The sequence below is a fragment of the Pseudoalteromonas luteoviolacea NCIMB 1944 genome (assembly GCF_001625565.1).
GTDB classification, from domain to species: Bacteria; Pseudomonadota; Gammaproteobacteria; order Enterobacterales; family Alteromonadaceae; genus Pseudoalteromonas; species Pseudoalteromonas luteoviolacea_F.
The window spans coordinates 122,912-144,937 of record NZ_AUXS01000011.1 but is presented as its reverse complement, the minus strand read 5'-3'; the positions used below and the strand labels follow the sequence as shown (position 1 = coordinate 144,937).

Annotated in this window: 15 protein-coding genes; 5 read left to right on the top strand and 10 right to left on the bottom strand. The window is 43.6% G+C overall.

The features are described 5' to 3' along the window. Positions 1 to 1,173: an efflux RND transporter periplasmic adaptor subunit gene (locus N483_RS00985; protein ID WP_023398089.1), complete on the bottom strand. Its 1,173-nt coding sequence runs from the start codon at positions 1,171 to 1,173 to the stop codon at positions 1 to 3. A 123-nt stretch (positions 1,174 to 1,296) separates the two neighbouring features. On the opposite strand from N483_RS00985, the gene N483_RS00980 reads away from it, so the two are divergent. Next, positions 1,297 to 2,244, top strand: coding sequence for a LysR family transcriptional regulator (locus N483_RS00980; RefSeq protein ID WP_036975173.1), 948 nt, complete (start codon positions 1,297 to 1,299; stop codon positions 2,242 to 2,244). A gap of 50 nt (positions 2,245 to 2,294) precedes the next feature. Here the strand turns inward: N483_RS00980 and N483_RS00975 are convergent, their stop codons facing one another. Beyond that, the gene (locus N483_RS00975; protein WP_023398091.1) at positions 2,295 to 2,828 is read right to left on the bottom strand and encodes a dihydrofolate reductase family protein; all 534 of its coding nucleotides are present in this window, start codon (positions 2,826 to 2,828) and stop codon (positions 2,295 to 2,297) included. A 79-nt stretch (positions 2,829 to 2,907) separates the two neighbouring features. On the opposite strand from N483_RS00975, the gene N483_RS00970 reads away from it, so the two are divergent. Further along, positions 2,908 to 3,465: a TetR/AcrR family transcriptional regulator gene (locus N483_RS00970; RefSeq protein ID WP_023398092.1), complete on the top strand. Its 558-nt coding sequence runs from the start codon at positions 2,908 to 2,910 to the stop codon at positions 3,463 to 3,465. A gap of 46 nt (positions 3,466 to 3,511) precedes the next feature. On the opposite strand, the gene N483_RS00965 is transcribed toward N483_RS00970, so the two are convergent. Then, complete coding sequence (locus N483_RS00965) at positions 3,512 to 5,569, bottom strand: winged helix-turn-helix domain-containing protein (RefSeq protein WP_023398093.1); 2,058 nt, start codon at positions 5,567 to 5,569, stop codon at positions 3,512 to 3,514. 171 nt (positions 5,570 to 5,740) lie between these two features. Here N483_RS00965 and N483_RS00960 point away from each other — a divergent pair, with 171 nt between their 5' ends. Continuing rightward, positions 5,741 to 6,988 carry an alpha/beta hydrolase-fold protein gene (locus N483_RS00960; RefSeq protein ID WP_023398094.1) on the top strand — a complete coding sequence of 416 codons (1,248 nt, stop codon included), beginning with the start codon at positions 5,741 to 5,743 and terminating at the stop codon, positions 6,986 to 6,988. 77 nt (positions 6,989 to 7,065) lie between these two features. Here the strand turns inward: N483_RS00960 and N483_RS26820 are convergent, their stop codons facing one another. Then, a complete protein-coding gene (locus N483_RS26820; protein ID WP_023398095.1) occupies positions 7,066 to 7,239 on the bottom strand; it encodes a hypothetical protein in 174 nt (57 codons plus the stop codon). 176 nt (positions 7,240 to 7,415) lie between these two features. On the opposite strand from N483_RS26820, the gene N483_RS00955 reads away from it, so the two are divergent. Then, on the top strand, positions 7,416 to 8,606 hold the full coding sequence (locus N483_RS00955; protein ID WP_023398096.1) for a DUF418 domain-containing protein: 1,191 nt from the start codon (positions 7,416 to 7,418) through the stop codon (positions 8,604 to 8,606). Between the two features lie 52 nt (positions 8,607 to 8,658). On the opposite strand, the gene N483_RS00950 is transcribed toward N483_RS00955, so the two are convergent. The 4 genes from N483_RS00950 to N483_RS00935 all read right to left on the bottom strand — a co-directional run bounded on the left by N483_RS00950 (position 8,659) and on the right by N483_RS00935 (position 19,065). After that, positions 8,659 to 11,430 (bottom strand): Ig-like domain-containing protein, encoded by a 2,772-nt coding sequence (locus tag N483_RS00950; protein ID WP_023398097.1) that lies wholly within the window; start codon positions 11,428 to 11,430, stop codon positions 8,659 to 8,661. 121 nt (positions 11,431 to 11,551) lie between these two features. Next, positions 11,552 to 14,194, bottom strand: a complete 2,643-nt coding sequence (locus tag N483_RS00945) for a glycosyl hydrolase family 18 protein (RefSeq protein ID WP_023398098.1) — start codon at positions 14,192 to 14,194, stop codon at positions 11,552 to 11,554. Positions 14,195 to 14,217: 23 nt separating this feature from the next. After that, on the bottom strand, positions 14,218 to 15,828 hold the full coding sequence (locus N483_RS00940) for a lytic polysaccharide monooxygenase (protein ID WP_023398099.1): 1,611 nt from the start codon (positions 15,826 to 15,828) through the stop codon (positions 14,218 to 14,220). A gap of 66 nt (positions 15,829 to 15,894) precedes the next feature. After that, positions 15,895 to 19,065, bottom strand: a complete 3,171-nt coding sequence (locus N483_RS00935) for a glycosyl hydrolase family 18 protein (protein ID WP_023398100.1) — start codon at positions 19,063 to 19,065, stop codon at positions 15,895 to 15,897. 661 nt (positions 19,066 to 19,726) lie between these two features. Between N483_RS00935 and N483_RS00930 the strand changes: the two genes are divergently transcribed. Beyond that, on the top strand, positions 19,727 to 20,194 hold the full coding sequence (locus tag N483_RS00930) for a DM13 domain-containing protein (RefSeq protein WP_023398101.1): 468 nt from the start codon (positions 19,727 to 19,729) through the stop codon (positions 20,192 to 20,194). 47 nt (positions 20,195 to 20,241) lie between these two features. Here N483_RS00930 and N483_RS00925 read toward each other — a convergent pair whose 3' ends face one another. After that, a complete protein-coding gene (locus N483_RS00925) occupies positions 20,242 to 20,985 on the bottom strand; it encodes a hypothetical protein (protein ID WP_023398102.1) in 744 nt (247 codons plus the stop codon). Positions 20,986 to 21,246: 261 nt separating this feature from the next. Then, positions 21,247 to 22,008: a hypothetical protein gene (locus N483_RS27205; protein ID WP_023398103.1), complete on the bottom strand. Its 762-nt coding sequence runs from the start codon at positions 22,006 to 22,008 to the stop codon at positions 21,247 to 21,249. Between the last annotated feature and the right edge of the window lie 18 nt (positions 22,009 to 22,026).

The following is a 22,026-nucleotide window of genomic DNA, read 5'->3' as shown; positions in this document are numbered from 1 at the left end:
TTAGTTTGCCGCACTGAGTAAAACAGGTGCTGATTCAGACTGCTTTAAGACAAACTGAGTATTTTCAAATGCTAAGCTGACTGAATTTGGTGTAATTGGCATACCCGGCCCCACTCGCGCTGGACCATTTACCGCAATGCGATCGCCCGCTTCTAGGCCCGATTTAATTGCGCGGAATGCGCCATAACGCTCACCTAGCTCAACCAAGCGATATTGCAATACATTGTTTTCATCAATGGTTAATACAAATCGGTTTTTTAAATCTGTGCCAATTGCGCGTTCTGGGACGATAGCCATTTGCTGTGCATTTTGTGCACCGATTGATACACGCGCAAATGAACCTGGCTTAAGATTATGTTGTTGTGCATCAAATACTGCACGCACGCGCAGTGTTCCGGTATTTGGGTTAATTTCGTTGTCGATAAAATCAAGCTTACCTGATACCTGCGTTGCTTGACCTAGGCGCTGCAATTGCACTGAAATTTCATCTTCAACAGACACATCAGCAAATTGGCGACTCCAAGTACGCTCATCAACATCAAAGTAGGCGTAAATTTCATCATCAGAAACAATGGTTGTCAGTTCCGTCTCACCCGCTTTAACGTAATTACCCTTGGTCGCTACCGCGCGAGAAATAGTGCCACTGATTGGCGCAGAAACTTGACTAAACTCCAAATCTAACTGCGCATTTTGCAGACGTGCCTCGATGGCATTTTTGTTGGCTATTGCGCTACGAAGTGTCGCACTACGCTGCTCTGCTTCTTCTGTAGAAATGGCATTTTGTGCCACCAAACGATTTGCACGCTCAGCTTCACCGCGAGCTTGCTCTAAACTTGCTTCAGCGCTTACAAGCTGTGCCTGTAAAGTGTCAATTTGTGCTTGAAAAGGTCTCGGGTCAAGGCTAAATAATAATTGCCCTTTGTTGACACGTTCACCTTCGGTAAATGCCATACGTTCAATCTGACCGGATACACGAGGTTTAAGCAAAACACGTTCTGGGGCTTCGAGGCGTGTAGTAAATGTATGCCAAGACTGAACTTGCTCAAGCTGCACGCTTGCAACGTCAATAGTTAATGGTGGCGGCTGTTGTCCTTGCTGTGCATTAGACTGGCCACAACCACTTAAAACGAGGGCAAGGGCCACTGCACTGAGTGATAAACCTAACTTTTTCATTTGTTGCTCCGCTGGAAATTAATATGTGGACATCGTACGCCTGTTATTAATGACTAAAAATAGTGGTTTTTTAAAAACATTAATGCCAGAATGGCACCAATAGTCATTTTAGTGATGCCAATAATGGATACAACTAGTCGTTTAATCATGCTTTTAGAAGTTGTTGAGCAAGGCTCTTTTTCAAAAGCAGCTGAACTAAGAAACATTGACCGCTCTGTTATATCTAAACAAATCAGTAAATTGGAAGAAGAGCTTGGTGTTCGATTATTAAATCGTACAACCCGTTCATTTTCCTTAACCGCCGCTGGTGCAGAAATGGTAAAAAAGGCAGCAGAGCTTAGGTTACTGCTGCAAGACACAGTGCAAATGGCTGAAAACTACCACCAAGAAGCCAGAGGGTTATTGCGAATAACTTCATCGAGTTATTTAGGTAAATACTACCTAATGCCCGTCATCAATGACTTTCAAAAGCGTTTTCCGCAAGTCACAATAGAGCTGCGACTAGATGACAGAGTGATTGACATGGTCTCCGAAGGGTTCGATTTGGCTTTTCGTGTTGGTGAACCTAGAGACTCCTCCTTAATTGCCAGAAAAATAGCTCGCAATCGTATGCTCATTCTAGCTACGCCGCAGTTTATCGAAACCTATGGTGAGCCAAAAAAGATGGCAGATTTAGCCGAGCTGCCCGCTGCAGCCTATACAAGTAATCATATTCGTTTTGAGTCGATTAGTTACATTGATGAAAAAGGAAAGCAACGAGAGCAACCCATCAATCCCGTATTCAAATCAAATGATGGTGAGGCGCTGTTAGAAAAAGTGCTATCTCACAATGCCTTTTGTACGGCACCTGCATTTTTCTTTGCCGATCACGTTGACCACGAACAGCTGGTCCCTATGCTAACCGACGTCAATTTGCCTGATTACAGTGCCATGTATGCGGTGTATCCTCACCGAGATCTCCCTGTGAGAACACGCCTATTCTTAGACGCAGCAAGACATTATATTGGTGAACCCATCCCACGCTGGGAGCATAATATTCCTAGAATAAACGAGATATACCAACCCAAGTAAAACCCACAAAGGTTGAGGACATATCACCTCACCCTTTGCATCGGACCGGCCTAGCGCTTTCTTGTAAAAGCGTTTTGGCAGATGCCATTTTCAAACCGCTCAGAAAATGTGCATGCAAAGTTAAGTGCCTGTGATTGCTCGCCAAATAAGCGTATGCCACTGCCCAATACAATAGGGATGGTGGTGATGATCATTTCGTCAATCATATCTGCTTTTAAAAAGCTCTGTATTGTCACGCCGCCATCAATATAAAGATTCTCAAACCCCTCGTCGTTTAGCTGTTTTACAAGCTGCGGCAGCTCCCCATTGACCAATCTTATTTTATCTTCATAGCCATTAGGTATGGCCTGCAACGTATTGCTCAGCACAAATACGGGTTTGGTATACGGCCAATCACAGTCAAGACCGCATACGAGCTCAAAGGTGTTTCGTCCCATCACTAACGCATCTATCGAAGCGATATGTTTTTCATATCCCAAATCAAGCCCTTCAGTACCGGGGATTGAATGCAGCCAATCAATGCCATTATTCTTGTCTGCGATATAACCGTCCAAGCTCGTTGCAATAAATACGATATTAGCCATGAATTCCTCTTAGTTGATTTAAGTAATAAACGCAGTTATTCTACGCTGTAGAATTAAACCGTCAAATATTGAGTTAGATATGAGCAATGATGCGAAAAAGCGCGGCCGTCCCCAAAAATCACAAAGTGCACTAAGTAAAACAGCTATCATTCGTGCCGCTAAAAATATGATGGCAACAACAGGCAATATTCCCAGTATCCGCAAATTATCAGCACAACTTGGGGTCGATGCGATGGCGATTTACCATTACTTTAAAAACAAAGATGCCCTGTTAGAAGCCATTACCACCTCGCTAATTGAAGATATTTATACACCACACAACACAGAAGATTGGCAACAGGAGCTCAGTGCCCTATGCAAAAGTTACCTTGCGATACTGAGCCAGTATGATGGACTATTACACACTTTATTAAGCATGAAATCTGACAGTCCAGCAGAGGTATTTATTGGTCGGTTTGAGAAAATTATCAGCGTCTTAGCACTAGATAGCAGCCAGTTTGAAGTCTTTTTGCATCTGTTAGTAGACTATCTACACGGGTTTTCACTCGCTATGAGCTGCGACAAAGGAAACACACTGAAAATTGACGATATTGATAAGCCTCTTAGATTTTTAATAGCAGGAATTAAGCAGGGCTGATCTTTGGCAGAGCACCCCACGCTTACATAGCTTACTGCGCTATAAATTATTCAATCATCACTATCTCTTTTTGTTGTGATATTAGCTTTTCAAACAGCAATTGTGAGTCACCTACATCAGCAATAGATAATATATTCGCATCAAGCTTTTTAATCAGCTGGTAGTGTGCGTGCTTAATATCATAACGCCATAGCCAATTAGCGCTAGAAAGCCCATACAAAAAGCCGTCGCGTTCAATAAACTGAGCTTTGTGAGCATGTTGGTTTAGTACTGATAAGGCCACTACTTGCCCCTGTTCTACACGCCAAAAATGGCCTTTCAGATCCTGATAAATCAACGATTGGGGCTTTAGCAACACTGCATCTTGAACCGCTGTTTTAAGTAAAATCTCTAACTTTCCTTCAAGAGATAAGGTAGCGAGGTGTGTTTCATCCCGTTCTCTATACGCAATCAAACTGTGAGTTGGGAGTCTAGAGCGGTACAAACCCTCAATGTCTTTGTCAGACACTAAAACCCTGCGCTGGCCACGTAAATCATACTGATAAAGCGCTTGGTTAGTCGCAACAATTATACCTTTACTGGTTTGTAACCACTGAAGCGCGAGTACTCGTTCAGGGCCTTTAATTTGCGTAATACGTTTTGATTGTGTACCACCAGAGAACCAGACTTGATCACTGCCATTTCTCGATGAAATAAACGCCAAATATTTTTCATCTGGGCTAAATTGGCCACCCCACTCTCGTCTAGTAGAGCGACTTTGAGAGACGAACACATTTGACACTTTATCAAGCTCAATAGACGCAGAGACTAAATCCGAATCGTAAATACCATATGTTCCCACAATAGCATTGGTGTGTGGGTGGAAATTAATGCTATAAATATCTTGATAAAGGGGTAGAGTAATAGGTTTTACTTTGCCATCAAAGTTCAGTTCAAACAGAGCTTTGCCACTACCGTATAGCAGCCTTTGTGAATCAGGATCAAAATTGGGATAGATACGTATACTGCTATCAAATGACGCGGGAAAATCTATGATATTTTGCGCTGCGAGCTCACCAGAAGGCGTCAGCAAACTCAATACTTGCCCACCTTCTTTGTTAAACCCTATCACAGCCAACAATTGATGAGTGGGTGAATACCTTAAGACATATAAATGTAAGTTTTTATCTTCAAAAAGGGTGTCAACTTGGTGATCGCTTGTATTATGTATCGCAACACGCAACTGGTTGCTTTGTGTCTCTAGTGTGGCAATTGAATCTGAAGTTAACCACTGAGGGTGATACATCTTGGTCGACTTACATGTTTTTAGGACATGAGGCGTTTGTGGATTATTCAGGGCCTCAGCAAAGTCGATTGCCACCAAATCCCAGCAGTTTTTTACAGCGTGATCATACTCATTGGACTCCTGCTCACATGCTCGGTTTTGCAAAAAGCCCAGCTTTTTTCCATCTGGAGAAAACGTGAACCCCGAGAACTTAGCGCCGCTCAGTGTGAGCTTAACAGCTTGCTCACTAACAAGATCTTTAGCCCACAGCTCACTCTCGCAATGCGCCAAATGACGATAAAATACCAAGTATTTACCATCCGGTGAAAAGAGCCCCGCGCCTTCTTGTACATCACTGGCAGTCAAAGAAGTAAGCTGGGTAAACTCGATCGCCTCACTCTGCGGCTTTGCAAAATAAAACACACCAATCAAACTGATCATAAGTAATGCAATTACCAAAAAAAGCGCAGGCTTTGCGGCTTTCTTTGTGTCTCTGTGCACCACGTCTGTGGATTGGGTTTGTCGATCGCACCACAAAACTGGCACTTCAAGGCTATACCCTTGTTTTGAGTGCGTTTTAATTACTGACTGCGATTTACCGTCATCGCCAAGTGCCTTTCTCAACTCTGCAATAGCACGCTGCAATGAGTTTGGTGATACAACGACGCTTTTCCAAACCTCGTCAATCATGTCATCATGGCTGACCACTTGCCCCTGCCTTTTGGCCAAGCAATATAAAACCGCAATCACTTTAGGCGGCAAGATCAGCTGTTGGTTTTTATAGGAGATTTGATTTCTCGCGGTATCAATGATCCGCTCGTTTATTATTATTTGTCGCACGTATTTTAGCCTAGCTTTTCTTATCAGTGCTCGCTTATACCCCTAGTAAAACACAAATAAGCAATAATTTCATAAAGATATCAAGATAATTTCAGGCCAATTTCATGTTTCCCTTGCTCAGTTTGTCACACTGTAGCCTCAAATATCACAATAATAATTCAGGAGCGTAACATGCAATTTGTATGGTACATATTATTTTTCATCGCGGCTTTTTGTACGCAAGCTAGCGTAAAACCAATCACAGAAACACCACTTATCGTTGGCAAAACGCTCAGTATTTCCTCCAAATATATAAAGGAAACACCAAATTTTGATGTGTATTTACCCTCGGACTATCACACCACATCTGAAAAACGTACCTACCCACTGGTTGTTACGCTCGATGGTTGGCTGGTCTCTGAGGCAACAAATGGTGTTTTAAGCCACCTCGGCGACACCGCTTCCATGCCACAAGCTATTATCGTATCCATTCACTCTCATGATAGGTTTGCATGGGGACCTAAATTGCATGCAAGTTATAGTGGATGGACGGGCGACGTAGAAGGCTTTTCACAAGGACGCTCGCAGGATATGATTAACTACTTGCAAAAAGAGCTGTTTCCATTTTTAAAAAGTCAGTACCGCATCAATGATTTCCGTATTTTCATCGGAGCATCGCCCACAGCGGCATTTGGTTTACATACCTTAAACGCAGCGCCTAAACTATTCAACGCGCATTTTCTATTTGCTGCAACCGATGTACTGGGGTTAGGCTATACACCTGACACCACCATGATTGATGCAATCGCTAAAAGCTTCGAGAAGACCCCCGACAGAGCTGGCTTTCTCTATGTCGCGTCAGCAAAACGAGAAGCAGAGAGAAACCCAGTCAGGTATACACTTGCCAAACAACTTCGAGAAGCGCTCGCCCCTTATTCAAAAACATTTAAGTTAAAAGTCGAACACATTGATGACTATGGTCACTACCCCATGATAGTGCCCGGCTTATTAAACGCCATTGGCTTTGTATTTCCGCGTAAAGATTGGGATATAGGTATTAAATTCATCGAGTTCACAAATAACGGGTATCAAACACTGACAGATATCCTCGCGCATTATCAAATGCTCAGTAAACAAGTGGGCTTTGAGGTCTACCCCAACTTAAACCTAAACAATAATGCAGCCTGTATTCGCGCTATTGCTCAGCGCTTACGAGGTCAAGGTCGCTATGGCGAAGCTGATGAGTTATTTAATTATTGGATATCACACTCGCCAAGCTCTGCGTCAGCTGTCGCAGGACTTGCCGTCAGTAAAGAATTGCAAGGTGAAGCAAAAGAGGCACTGACACTATATCGTAAAGCGTTGACACTATCTGAGCCGGCAAATACCAGAAGAAAGGAATGGTTAACGGGTAAAATAGAAACACTGACAAAAAAGTAAACTCGACCCCTTAAATAATTAGTTTGTAACCCATGAGGACCTGTTCCGTCAGGTCCTATTTACTGTCATTCAAGCGCTTAATTACACTTATAACCATTAACAGAAACTGGGCACGAGTAGTTTGGATCTGAGATTGGACCGCAGCCCATTGCGGAAATACCACCAGCGATTTGACGAGTTTTTTCTTGATTTAATGAAGCCATTGTCTGAGAAAGGTTTTTTACGCTCTTTTTGTTCATTTTTAATTTCATTGTTATTTCCTTTACTTTGTTGAGCCAAGATTGGCAGAACCAGTGTGTCGCTAATTAGCACAAACAGGCACTAGACAATCGTCTAATAAACAAACAAGTTCACAAAAACGTCATATAGTCATAATCTTCTTTTATTGAGATAACATAACAATTACTAATTGATAAAGGACGCTATCATGGTCATGCCACACATACCTATGCCAAATTATGGTCGGATACCGCTCCTAGACACTATTCGCGGGTTTGCCTTATGCGGCATCATATTTGCTAATTTAATGAGCTTTTTTGGATTTTATTCATTAAATTATGTGCAGATCAGTCAACTCCCTTTTGCTGATAGAGCCTCGTTTTTTGTCATTGATTGGCTGGTGGAAGGTAAGTTTTATACCGTGTTCGCCATATTATTTGGCGCAGGATTTGCTCTAATTCATGCGCAAAAGCAAGGTGCTAATTTTGCTTCGTATTGGCGCAAGAGAATGGGTGTATTATTGTTTATTGGCCTCATCCACATGTTTTTTATCTGGCATGGTGATATTCTTGTTTTGTATAGTCTTTTAGGTATGACACTGCCTTGGTTTATGCGCTTATCTGCACCGCGCTTACTTTTTATCGCCCTCACGCTCCTATTTATACCTTTGCTCATTCACCTTATGGCCATGATAAGCAAAGATGCCAGCTTTTGGTCAACTCTAAAATTGATTGCACTAAGCTTAAAATCAAATCTCGGTTATGAACATACCAGCCTACTAAACATGCGCACCTCAACCGAATTCATGGACGTGTTTATTGCAAACATTTATAGCGCTATCCCAAGACCAATGTCTTATCTCATTACGGGAAGGCCTTTTCAAGTTCTAGGGCAATTTTTGCTTGGGATTTATTTTGTCAGAACGTTTATGAAACATGGTCGTATCAACATCGTCATTTCGTGGCAAACAACTTCTTTTTTAGCGTTTGTAGGGCTTTTACTGAATTTAGTGTACGCCGTAGTCAAAGCCATGACAGGCAGCCCGTTTTCTCTTAACTTAATTGGTTTTATGCAAGGTGTGTGTTATCACCTAGGCTGCTTATTTTTGGCACTCACTTACCTTGCTTGCATCGTCAAATTAATCGATAAATGTCACTGTAAGGTTGCACTTGGGCTTAGCACACTAGGGCGCATGTCACTCACCATGTACTTAATGCAAACCACTTTCTGCGTCATGCTGTTTTATGGGTATGGCTTAGCACTGATGAATACTTTACCGTTTTATTTGATTGGTGTATTTGGTGCTGTCATTTTAGCTGCGCAAATATCTTTTGGGCTGTGGTGGCTTAATCAATTTCAACAAGGTCCAATAGAGATGATGTGGCGAAAAGCGTTGTAAATTGATAAAAAAGGGCCGGTAGTCCGGCCCTTTGGTCGATTTCAAGAGGAGATTATTTACACTCGCCTAGGTGTTTCCAAACCGCCCAACGACTAGAGTATTGCGCTGGGTTTTGATTACGCGTCCACCACTTAGCTTGGTATAACTGCCCATCTAAACTGGCTTGTTTACCAGAGGTATATACACTGCTTGCCTGCCACGCTGGTACATCACAACTTGGCTTACTGGCGTTCACTTTAAAGCGATGAGTTGTTGACTGCGTGCTCAGGCCCTGTGCATCTGTTGCAATGGCAAATACACTGTAGCTGCCAGCTGACGTTGCTTTAAAGTTTGCACTGTATGGTGCGACGCTTGATACCGCCACTTGTTTGCCATTGATAAAATAAGCAACTTGTTTCAAGTCATTATCTTTATCACTTGCCACCACTGATAGCGCAATTTGCTCACCTACATTGTATGTACTGCCGTTTACCGGGGTGATTAAGCTAACACTCGGCGCCTCTGGTGTTGGCTCAGGCTGTGTTTGTGTCACTGTAATGGCGCGGCTAACTTCAGCAGATTGAGCGTCATCATTGTCATATGCTACCGCGCTAAGTTTATATGCACCTACTTCCAATGGTTGGTAGTTAAAGGCATAAGGCGCGCGCGTTAGTTCAGTTAACGCTTGACCATTAACACTTACTGCAACCTTGGCGACTTCCCCATCAGTATCGCTGGCACTAAATCTCACAGATACGGACTCACCTAATTCGATAGTTGTATTGCTAGAAGGTGCTGACATGCTCAAGCTTGGTGCTTTATTTGGCTTATCGGTCGCTCCACCACACTCAAGCCCTTTTTTCCAAACACCCCAAGAGCCTGAATTGCTCGCTGGGTTTTGATCTCGGTTCCACCACTTGGCCTCGTATTCAAAACCATCAAAAGCGACTTTATTACCTTGGGTATACACTTTGCCACCTTGCCATGGTGCAGTTTGGCATTGGCTCGGGTCAATCAGGTTAAATGACAGCGGCGCGGCATCCGCAGACAAACCTTCGTTGTCTGTTACACGGGCAGTTACCGTATACAGCCCTGTTTTATCACTACTAAAGTCACTCTCATATGGCGCTTCTAGATCAGTATTGTGCAGCGTGCCGTTAACGAAGAACTCTACTTTTTCTACCGCTCCATACTCATCATCAGCATTGGCTTTGAGCGTAATATTACTGCCTATTTTATATCGGCCATTGCTATCTGGGCTGGTGATTGAAATGGTGGGCGCTTTGTTTTCTGTACAAGCGAATACACCAACGGCTTTAAATGCGTCACCAACCGCTTTGGTATCGTATCCCAAGTCCGCAGCTGCACCTGTAACACCGCACGCTAGAGATTCAAAGTTGCCATTGTAAACCCAAAAGTTTTTATTTGCGTGTAGCATCACTTCATAGGCTTTTTTGACACCCCAGCCTTCACTGTTTGCAAGCAAGTAAAAAGCGCGGTTGAATACCCCTGAGCTGTGGTGAACACCCATGCCGAGTTCAAATTTGCTGGCATGGCCGATAGACTTGCCATCGCGCTCTGGGTTTTCCATGTAACGTAGCGCCGTTCTATTTTTAAAGATGCTGGCGCCGATCAACCAGTCAACTTCACACATCCCATCTGGTTTTTGGTTCATAAAACATTCAAGTGCTTCAGAAGTCATATCAGAGAATGATTCATTCACACCACCAGACATATTGCTATAGACCAGTTTTGAGTTTTGGTGTGTCACGCCATGACCGATTTCATGGGCAACCACACCCAAAGACGTAAATGGGTATACTCCATAGTTGTCCAAGTCGCCATCACCAAATGTGACTTCTTTACCATTCCAAAATGCATTTAAATAGTCTTTACGATAGTGAATACGCATTACAAGATCGCCCGATAATGCGCGGCTATCAAACCAATCGTTAAACATATCTATAGTCGCTTGCCCATAGAACATCGCGTCATTTAGCGGTGAGTACGCACCATTTACATGCTTATGAGTGTTCTCATAACAGGGGAATTGATACGTCTCGGTATTGGTTGTACCGTGCTCCATATCGATCACACGAATATCTGTATCGGACATTTCACACGTGCCATTACCTAAGTCGGTGGCGTGAAACTTGGGCATGTCTTCACCGTAATAGTGCTTACCGATTTTTTCGTTGCCGCCCGGGCCCATGCCTATTTTAGAGTGATTAAGGGTTTCAATTCTAGATAACACTTCACCGGTGTGAGCATCGATTGCAAACTCAGGTCGGCTCGGCGCATGCTCTGTCTCTGCAAACACAGTGACTAAATAAGCGAGTTTTGCTTTCCCTTGATGAGGGTAAATCACCAGCTCTGCCTGTTCATCTGACGTCGCAAGTAACTCAGCGATTTGCTCTTTTGCAAACTCAATGGCTTGTTTGTCAGTAATACTCGCTTTGACGGTAGCCAATGACAAATTTGGCACGACTGAGCCGCTGATAGAGGTGATCTCCCCTTCAGGTTGAAACCACACACTTAAGAAGTTTTGTTCATCATGGTGAGTGACAATTTCTCCCCCATATACACGCACACCTTTGTAATACTGACTGCGTCGCATATGACGCCCATCGTGCGTTTTTTGATGGGTTACAAACTCAAGCTCGCCTTGCTGATCTGTAGAGCTTGCTCTAAAGAAGCTTTGATGCTGTGACAACTGAGACTTGATGCTCGCTTTTAGTTGTTCATTGTTGTGCAGGCTCACAGGCTCACTGGCAAATGCAGCAGCGGTTGAAAATACACCAACACTTGCCGCGACCAGTAGCGCGACTTTTTTAGCTTTAAACATGGATTTTTACTCTGTACTTGTTGTTATAGTAAGAAGGTGCATCCATGCACCTGAATGAACTCGGTTAGAATTAACTCGGTTAGAATTAACTCGGTTAGAATTAACTCACTTGATTAACCCGTTACAGCTTGCGCCATACTGAGTTGCTGCCAGGGGTTTGGCCACGTGTCCACCAGCGAGCTTGATAGGTTTCACCGTTGTGAACCACTTTGTCTCCACCGGTATACACTAGGTCACTGCGCCAATCGCGCACTTTGCCATCATCTGGAATGATCTCCGCCCATACACCGCCATTACTAGGCACAGCACCTCGGGTCCACCAACGCGCTTTGTATTGAACACCTTTGTACCAAACTGTATTTCCGCCGGTGTATACCTTGTTGGCATCCCAAGTTGTTTTGCCGTCGCCCGGCGTTGGCTCAGGATCTGTCTCGACATTTTTAACGGTCACATTGAACTGACGCGTGACACTGTGCTCGCCGTCAGACACAACCACTGTGCCTGTGAGTGTTTCAGTTTTTGATACTTCTCCTGCTTTTACAGTCACTGCATTGCCAGTCCCCACTATAGTGTGGCCCGGTAATTGCCATGCAAAGCTCAGTGCTTTTCCTTCCGGATCGGTTGCCGTTACGCTTACTGATTTAGTGGTATTTTCATCCAATGTAATCGCTGAAATAGTGCCAACAACTGGCGCTTTGTTTTCTACAACGGGTGCTTTGACAATCACTTTAACCGTACGGTTAACAGTGTTTGCACCATCACTTACAGCTAGGTTTACTGTAAATACAGAGTCATTTGTCACGCTAGGCGCTGTGACGATAACGCTGTCATTCTCACTTTGCAGGTTCAGAGCGGCGTCACCTTGCCAAGAAAAAGTAAGTGCTTTTCCTTCTGGATCTGTCGCCTGTGCCGTCAAAACGTGAATATCACCTGCATTTAACGTAATCTGGCTGGTTAATGAAACAACAGGCGCTTTATTAACAGGCGTTGGGTTAGTCACCTTGCCTGCAAGCCCCTCGTGCATTGCATTTAAGATGTCACCATTATCTGCATCAATTTCCCACGCGAATAGACCTGCTAAGTTATGCTCACGTACATAGCGACCTTTTGCGCGCACAGAGCGAGGGCTGTCATAGGTAACCAAGGTACCCTTTTGGCGATTCCAAACATATGCTGCTTCAGCTTGTTCATCGTACCCAACTTCAAAACCGTTAATACCTTGCTCATCATGACCAATCATGTGCGCTTTGAGTCCCTTGTAATCGATTACGCCTGCTTCCCACACACCTTGAGACGTTGAACCACGTAATTTGCCATTGGCAGGTGCTGTCATTGGGTTGTCTGCAATTTGCGCATTTTGCGGGTAAACACCTTCCCAGCCACGGCCATACATAGCTGTACCAACTACTAGTTTTTCGCTTGGCACACCTTGCGCTAAGAGCAGTTTAATGGCGTTATCTAGCGTATACGCTGGGCCCTTTCTCGCTTCACCTTTATCATCAACGCCCGTACCGTTGCACTCATCTGCAGACATGTGTGAACCACAGTAAATCGCAGTCTGATGGCCGGTCACATTGTTCCAGCCACCGGCAAAGTCATAAGTCATGGCGAAGATATAATCCATGTACTGCGCGGCTTGCTGATAATCTACATCTTCGATTTTGTCGTAGCCCGTACCAATCGCGGAAGTCAGTTCAAACTCACGTCCCATCTCTACTTCAAGTTCATCAAGCATCTCGCGAAGCTCTTTCATCAAGATGATATAAACTTCACCGTCTTTATCTGAACCTAAGTCTGGATTCGCGCCATCACCGCCCGGAAACTCCCAGTCAATGTCGATACCGTCGTAGAATTTCCATGTTTTTAAGAATTCACGCATCGAGTTCACAAAAGTGTCGCGGTTTGCTTTTACGTCAAAATCAAAGAACGGATCAGACAATGTCCAACCACCCACTGAAGGCAAAATTTTCAGGTCTGGATTGCGCTGTTTGAGTGCCATTAATTGTGCATAAGTACCGCGAATTGGGTCCTTTGAGCTGATCCCTGGCAGTGCTTTTTGCACCGCAGCCCACGGATCGTGGATCACCACTTCATAGTCCTTTGAGCTGCCACATGCCAGCTTTAGCGCTCTCAAACTGTTACCATTTTCGATTTCAGCCAGTGAGTCATTTGGACCACATACAGGAATAAAGCCATAGAGTAAGTGAGTTAAGTTATCTGCGGGAATTTGCGTGACATCAAACTTACGGCCATAAATACCCCACTCAACAAAATAAGCCCCGACAACGGTATTTGAGTCTGTATCGAACTTTTTATTGTTTGGATTCACATTCAGTTTTAGTGGCTCTAAGTGACCACCATCAGTATCGGCAATCACAATGGGCTTAGAAGCAGACATTGAACAACCAGATGCATCACAAAGCGCGATTCTCAGTTCATGACGACCCGACTTGTGATAAGGGAAGCGAATAGTGCCGCCCGTCGTGCCCTCAGCTAATGTGCCTTCGTTGACAACTTTGTTGTCAAAATACACTTTATAGCTATTACCGCCTTTGCCTGACCACGCGTTCCATTCAATTTGGATATCGACCACATCCTTAGCTTGTATAAGTTGCTTGTATGATCCGCGGCCGTAGATATTTACATCAACAAATGAGTAGTTTTGTGGCTTCCAGTTGATGCTTGGTGTTGAAGGCGCAGCGACAGCTGTGGCACTTGCAAGGGCAGCGCCAACGGCTGCTGCTGTGGTTAAAAATTTAAACATTTCGAATTACCTCTTTGATGTATTTATAGTTTTTTCCAAACAGAATGTTGGTCTGGTTGTTGATTACGAGTCCACCAGCGAGCTTGATAGCGCTCACCGTTAAAAGTTACAATTTCGCCACCGCGATAGGCTTTGCTTGACTGCCATGACGTATTACCTGCATCCGAATCATCGCCGCTCGGCACTAATTCCCATGCGTGGCTTGAGGTTGGAAGTTGGCCACGTACCCACCATTTAGCACGGTAAGTTTTGCCTTGATAAACCACGGTGTCGCCAGCTGTGTAGATTTTGCTTGGCTGCCAAGTATCGTCTGTCGGTTTGTCTGGCGTCCCCGGATCGGTATCGATGTTTTTAACATTCACAACCAGTGGTACTGTTTTGCTTAAACTGCCATCTGACACGGTCACTTTGCCGTCAAAGCGAGTATCTGCGTCCACCTTTGGCGCAGTGATCGTGATGGTTGAACCAGAACCTGTGAAGCTCAATGCACTTGGTAGCTGCCAGTCAAAGTCGAGCGTTGGCTGCTCGTCATCAAATGCATGGACATGCAAATGCTTGCTCTGCCCCTCATCTATCGTGATTGGCGCAGGTGTATGTACCGTAGGTGCTGTATTTTTCGGCTTTGAGATCACCGATAGGTTGTAGCTATATGATTTATCAGATACGAATACCTGATTGCTGGAGATTGCGTTTGGATTAAATACAATGTTGCCGGTATTATCTTTCACACCAATGCGAATAATATCGGCAAACTGTGTCGTCAGGTTAGACGCAAACTGTGCTTGCCACTGATTTGCATTGGTCTTTGTGACGTCGAAGCGCTCTTGAATGAGTTCATTTCCATCACCGTTAAACACTCGAACCCACACTGTATCGCCGGCAGTTGCCTCTTGGCCCTGTTTTACAAAGTACTCTACTGGATACCATGTGTCTGGCGTTGGTGTTGGATCTGTACTGCGTACTATGGTCACGTCACTACAGTTGTAAAACCCCTCTCCTACTACATCGTCACGCTGCCAGCGGCTATACAGAATCGCATCACCTGCAAACTTTTCTGGGATTGCCACTTCCATTTCGTAATAACGCTTACCATCTGGCGCCATAAAAAACGCAATGTTTCCGTGCTCTTGGACTAGCTCTAAGTCACTCCAAGCAAGCGGCTTTTGCTTAAATTCAGTGCCCGGCTTAGTTAAGTAGAACTGCCAAAAACTAGGGTTATGGGGCGTCGTTGCGCGATAACGGATTTTCACTTTACCCTGAGCATTTGGCGTGATCTCCGTTGTTTGCCATTCAGTAGATGGAATATTCATTCCCGCTTTTTGGCTATCACCCGCACCACACAAGGTGCCATCAGGAATGTTAGCCTCTACTGCCGTTTGGTTACGAAAGTCTGCTGTATTGGTTGCGAACTCATGCTTTTGAATAAACTGCACATGCTCAGATTTCAAATATGCGGCACGACATGCTGCATTCGGGATTTTTGAGCCATCTTTTGGCCACCAAAATCCACCTTGCTCCTGACAGATTGCTTGCCTAGCTTTGGGAAAATCCATATAGCCGTGTGCATTCACTTTACCGATAACGCCCACACCTAAGGCTACGCCCAGCGCGCATAAGGTTACTTGTTGTCTCATAGTTTTCTCATTTATTGATTGTAAGAGTGATCCGCAGATCACTCTGGTTGGGAATAAACGTGGCCGTTACAGGCTACACACTTTCTGCCAAGCACCGCCGTTACTTGGTGTGCCATTTGTCCACCACTTGGCTTTATAAACCGCGCCGTTATGGATCATCATGTCACCGCCGACAGCATGGCTCGGATCGCCAGCCCAGTTAGTGCGAGGCCAATTAGGGTAAGTGTTGATGTTTTCAATTTTCACACCTTCACACTGCTGACCATTTGGCGGGTTTTTGTCACCATCACCTGGATTTGGAACATGCTTTTTAGCGACTGGTAATTCAGGGTATTCAGAGGCAAATGCGTACTGTTTGCCGTCTTTTTCGATGGTAAAGTTCACAGGGCCCGTGATAGGCATGTAGTACATCACTTGTGCATTGATGGTTTCGCCCGGCGCAAACGACTCAAGCTGACCGCCCCACTCATTTTTGAAGGTAATTGAAAAACGATGGAATTCATTTTCAAAACCACCGATGTTATTACCAGCAGAATTCGAAGCATCATGTTCAACACGCATACCCAGTTTTTTGCGCGCATTCCAATTTGATTTGAAAATTGCTGAAGTTGACGTTGGTACATTGAATGTGATCGTTGCGCCAGTCAGGTCGATTTCTGAGTTGTTGGTAAAAGCAAATGTTGGACGAATTGGATAGTTTTGGTCGCCAATAGGGAAGTCTTTCGCTTCAAATGCAATATCAACCGCTTCGCTTGGCGTAGTAAATGTGCCATCACCAACATGCGTATCATAAGCAACACCACTTTGGTTAAAGGTGTTGTATGCTAGCGCTGTCATTGTTGAGCCCATGAAGTACTCGCCTTTGTCAGCATGGTAGTCAAAGTCACCTGCCAGCTCCCAGAACATCACGCCGCCCAATCCCTTATCAACAACGTAGTCTAGTTTGGTTTTCATAGACTCAGAGTCTTCCATTGAAAGGAATACTTTTTTCTCTGCGTTATATAACCAAGGCGCTACAGCTACGTCGTCGTAATGACGCACATAGTCACCGCGCAGAACATCATCGGCATCTGTATCAGGCGTTAAGCCATATACTTTTAGGTAGCTTGGGTTGATACCGTGTTCAAGGTTTTTAGCGTGCCAAAGTGGGTTCGATCCTGCGGCAACTTCTTGACCATTTTCAATGTCATGCCATAGGTTGTCGATACCAATTGCGCCGTTACCACACTTGTTCTTTTCACCAATTCCCGTGCCTTTCGGGCAGTTGCTTTGATTTGGCAGTGGTGCGCGACCCCAAAGGCCATTGTCACCACCACGCACATCTTTGAATCCACGGGTATAGTACGGAATACCAATGTTGATACGACCAGCAGGCAGCGCACCACGGAAATAGTTCACCGCCCAATCTGTATTCAAGTAACCAATACCACCGAACTCTTTAGTGCCGTAGACATTCCACACCTTCAGCTCTGTGTCTTTACCCGTGTCATACAACGGTGCATTGTGACCAACGTGATCATTCCACGCTCCGTGCAGGTCATAAGACATGATATTGACAAAGTCTAGGTATTGCGCTGTTTGGAACGTTTCCATTCCACGTAGTAAGTAACCAGATGACGGAGAAGCAATCGTTAACATATAATGTTTGTCATCTTGCTCACCCGCTTTATCAAGGGCTTCACGTAACTCTTTCATCAGCACTTGATAAGACTTGTTTAGCCCTGCACGTCTGGCATTGCTGACCGGGAAATCTTCAGGGTGACCTGAGTCTTTCATCGAAGATGGATATTCATAGTCTACGTCCAAGCCATCAAAGCCATAGGTTCTTAAAAATTCAACTGAGCTTTTCACAAACTGAGCAATACCAGCATGGTTTACGCTGCCATCAGCATTTGTGGTCATCGTATAGAAACCACCGTTATTCACGCGTTTACCAGTTTCGTCAAAATAACCGCCCGTTTCAGCCCAGCCACCAACCGAGATCATGGTTTTCACGTGTGGATATTGCTTTTTGTATTTATTCAGTAAGTTGAAGTGGCCTTTGTATGGCAAGCTAGGGTCCATCTCTGCACCTGCAACGCCTGGCCAAGTCATGTTAGTTGCCGCGTTACCTTGTGCATTTGGATTACCTATGCTGATCTCATTTTTGTCATTAACGTGAGCAAACGCATAGTTGATGTGAGTGATTTTATCCCATGGTATGTCTTTAACCAGATAGCTAGGTTGATCATTTTTACCGTGGCGCCAGCTCGTAAAGTAACCAATCACACGTCTTGGGTGATCTGCGCCCATTTTTTCTCGGCCTTCACTATCATAAATATCACAGTAAGACGGCGTTATACCGGGAGTTTGGTATAAGCCAGCTGGACGACAGTCGTCATGTGAACCTTGACCATCATCTTTTGCTTTCACCGTAAAGGTTCTGCTTATTTTTTCTGATTCTAAGCCGTGTTCATCTTTAGCGACTAAGACGAATGTCTGTGGGCCTTTTGCAGTGGCTGTCCATGTATATTCGAACTCATTTTGCGATGTGCTCACTACTTCGATGCCATTCACAGAGAGTGATTGAGTCAAAGTATCTGACTCTTTATCATTTGCAATCAAAGTAAATACAATCTGACTACCCACTTCCAACTCACTTGGCAATTGTGCTGCTAAACGAGCAATCGGGGCGGTATTTTGATCTTTAGGTGGAAGTGCCTCAACGCTGACTTTGCGGCTCACCGATTTCGCAGTTGCGCCATCATCATCCAATGCCACACCATGAAATTCGTGTTTGCCTTGTTTTGCTTGCCACGTAAAACGATATGGCGCTTGGCTTAGCACTTTCACCAACGCATCATTATGATAAATCGCAACATGCTTTACTTCACCATCGCTATCACTGGCTGAAAAGTCGATGATCACTTCTTCATTCTCAGCCACTGTAACATCTGCAATTGGTTTAAGTAGCTTGATAGAAGGCGCTAAGTTTATTGGCTCTGAGCCACTGCACTCTCCAAGCTTTGTCCACTCTTGCCACTGACCGGACTTTAGCTTTGGTGAAGAGCGGTTCCACCAATTGGCACGATATGCAACGTTATCTTGTTGCACCTGGTTGCCGCCAACATAAATTTTACCCGCTTCCCAAGTCGCAAGGCTGTCACAGTTCACTTCAGCAAAAGCCGATGCACTGATCAAACCCATTGTAATGGCACTGAGCTTGAGTACCTTATTCGAGGATTTAGACACGCTCATTTGATTATTCCTAATTTGTATGTTTTTTGTTTATAAAATTACATTCAGTAACATAATTACCTAATGCGATACTGAGCAGCGGCGATTGTACCGATCCAAAACACCATCACAAGGGATTAGCTAAAATTAAAAAACACAAACCAAATAACTAGAAAAAACACGTTTTTTAGTAAAAAGGCAGGATACATAACATATTGAAATTGATTAACTTGTTGATAAAATCACAACAAATAGGCGCATTGTAAAGTTTACATAATTTACATTAAATCCGTTTACCTTTATTTACATTACAAAGTGGACAAACCAGAACTCAATACCTTTTTCTATGGTTTAAAATTAATAACAGCACTTTTTTATACTTATTTCACAATTGAAAAAGGACCCAAATAGGGAACTATTAAAAATAACTAAAATTACATTTTTGTTTAAACAAAGAATAAATTAGTAATTTCATGGTTTTATTGAAACTTTGAGAATAAAGCTGAACGCTTCAAATAATATAGAGAGTTGTCAATCAGACATTTTAACTAGAAAGTAGTTTTATTAGAGAAATAAATGCTTATTAACACGACAGTTAACACAAATAAAACATTTGTACATTTGACTCTTAGAACCATCACGCTAAGGTTAAATTACTTTTATTTGATAGAGCATTTTTGACATGCGATTTTTGTTTAAAATTTTGTTTACCATGTTGGTTTTTTGTGCGGGCTTTGCACTAGGTGTGTACTCTCTTCCAATTATGATGGCCCCACCCTCCCCTACACAAACGGCCTTATCCGAAGTTGCGAATCAAGCAAAATTCACCGCAGTTTTTAGTAAAGACCTAAAAGGCTCTGACTTTTTGCACTTTGGTGAAGGAGATGTCTTTATTGGTGAACATACAATAGGCTTTGAAGGTAGGTTAGCGCCAGGCCCTGACTACCGTCTTTATTTATCACCAACGTTTGTCGAAAATGAAGCTGAGTTTGAACAGCATAAAAATACAATGCAATTTGTATCTGCTGTCACGTCATTTAATGGCTTTATTGTCGATGTACCGAAGGATGTAGACGTAAGTAAATTTAAAACGGTTGTTGTATGGTGTGAGACATTCGGAGAATTTATAACCGCAGGAACTTATCAATAATACACTTTCTAAGTCTAATGAAAAGGGCCTAAGTGGCCCTCACTATTTTAATAGCGCCCTAGGTGATCCTCACATCCTTCTGCGATATAAGCATCCAGCCCCTTATAGTAAGCTCTAATATAATTAGTGTATTCATTACCTCTCTTGGTGTAACCATAAAACTCATAAGAAGAAGTATCGATTCTATCTAACAAGATTTTCTCTTTTTTATTTTCATAGTAATGCTGCAGAGTTATACGCAATCGACCAAAGTCATTTTGCCCCAAATAACTCGTTTTATAGGTCCCCTTACCCATAAAGTTAATGTGTTTATACATGCTGTCATATTTGGAGTTAGATACTACAACCAAACGTTTACCAGCCTTAACACAAACTTTGTAGTAATCTTCATAATCACCACCACTGCCAATCTCATTACCTTCGATATACAGAACACCACGGTGCATTCTATTACCATCCAACGGGTCTCGCTCATTAGTTGGGAAAGGAACGAAGTCATCTGGTCTCGCAGCATTGGTATCGCCAGCATCAAATGAATCGCCAGCACCGAATGAGTCACCTGCGCCGAATGAATCGCCTGCGCCGAATGAGTCACCTGCGCCGAATGAATCGCCTGCGCCGAATGAGTCACCTGCTGCAAACTGGCTGTTTAACTCAGATCCTTCATAGCCCGAACTCAGATGAGCTGGTTGTTCCTCAGCATTAAAGTAATCGATGGTTTGTGAAACGGCCTTACCTGAATGAACGGCCACAAGCACAATAGGTAAAACTGATTTTATGTTAAATTTCATTTAAATCCCTTAATTGTTGTTACGGTTAGATGGTTTATTGGAATACTAAGTCCTTATTGTGTGTCACTGAGTTCCCAAGGGGCTTTAAAATCGATGCAACTCAATCTGGGGGGAAACTAGTTGACACCATAATCATGCAACAACCTGCTTTGTTATCTAATAAGCAAGAAATAAGCAAAATACTCGTTCTAAAATAACGAGTAAAAGTACTCCAAAAGTTTAACTTTGGGAGTACTTAATAGCATCTAGATTACATTAGGCTTAAAATCTGGAACCTGTCGTATATTCACAACCTTCAGCGATATACATATCTGAGCCTTTATAATAAGCGCGCAATGTGCCAGCATGATTACCATTAATCAACGTATAGCCATTAAACTCATATTTGCCGCCGCTGTACTTATACAGAACCATGGACTCCTTGACATGGCCAAAGTCAAAAGTTAAATCAAGCTCTAAATAGCCATAATCTGAGCCGTAAAGACTCATCGGCTGATAAGCCCCTTGAAGAATATAGCGGTTTTGGAGCGCCATTAGATCAAATTGAGAATGTGCACCTGATATAACGCGGTCATTTGATTTAATACACACTTTCATATAGTCGTAATAATTACCATCATTGTTGTTATCAACCTCTAGGTAAAGAACACCATGATGGATATAACCGTGAGTATCAGAGTTTAATTCGCCCGTTGGGAAAGCTTCAAAGTCTATGGGACGACTACCGAACGAATCACCTGCGCCGAATGAATCACCTGCGCCGAATGAATCACCTGCACCGAATGAATCGCCTGCACCGAATGAATCGCCTGCACCGAATGAATCGCCTGCACCGAATGAATCGCCTGCACCGAATGAATCACCTGCCGAAAATTGACTATCAAATTGATTGCTTTCAAAACCTGCACTCGCCTCAACAGGCTTTTGGTCGGCAGTATAAAAATCAATAGTTTGTGAAACTGCATTACCAGAGTGAACTGCAACAAGTGCAATTGGAAGGACTGTTTTTAAGTCGAATTTCATTTAATTCCCTTAATTTAC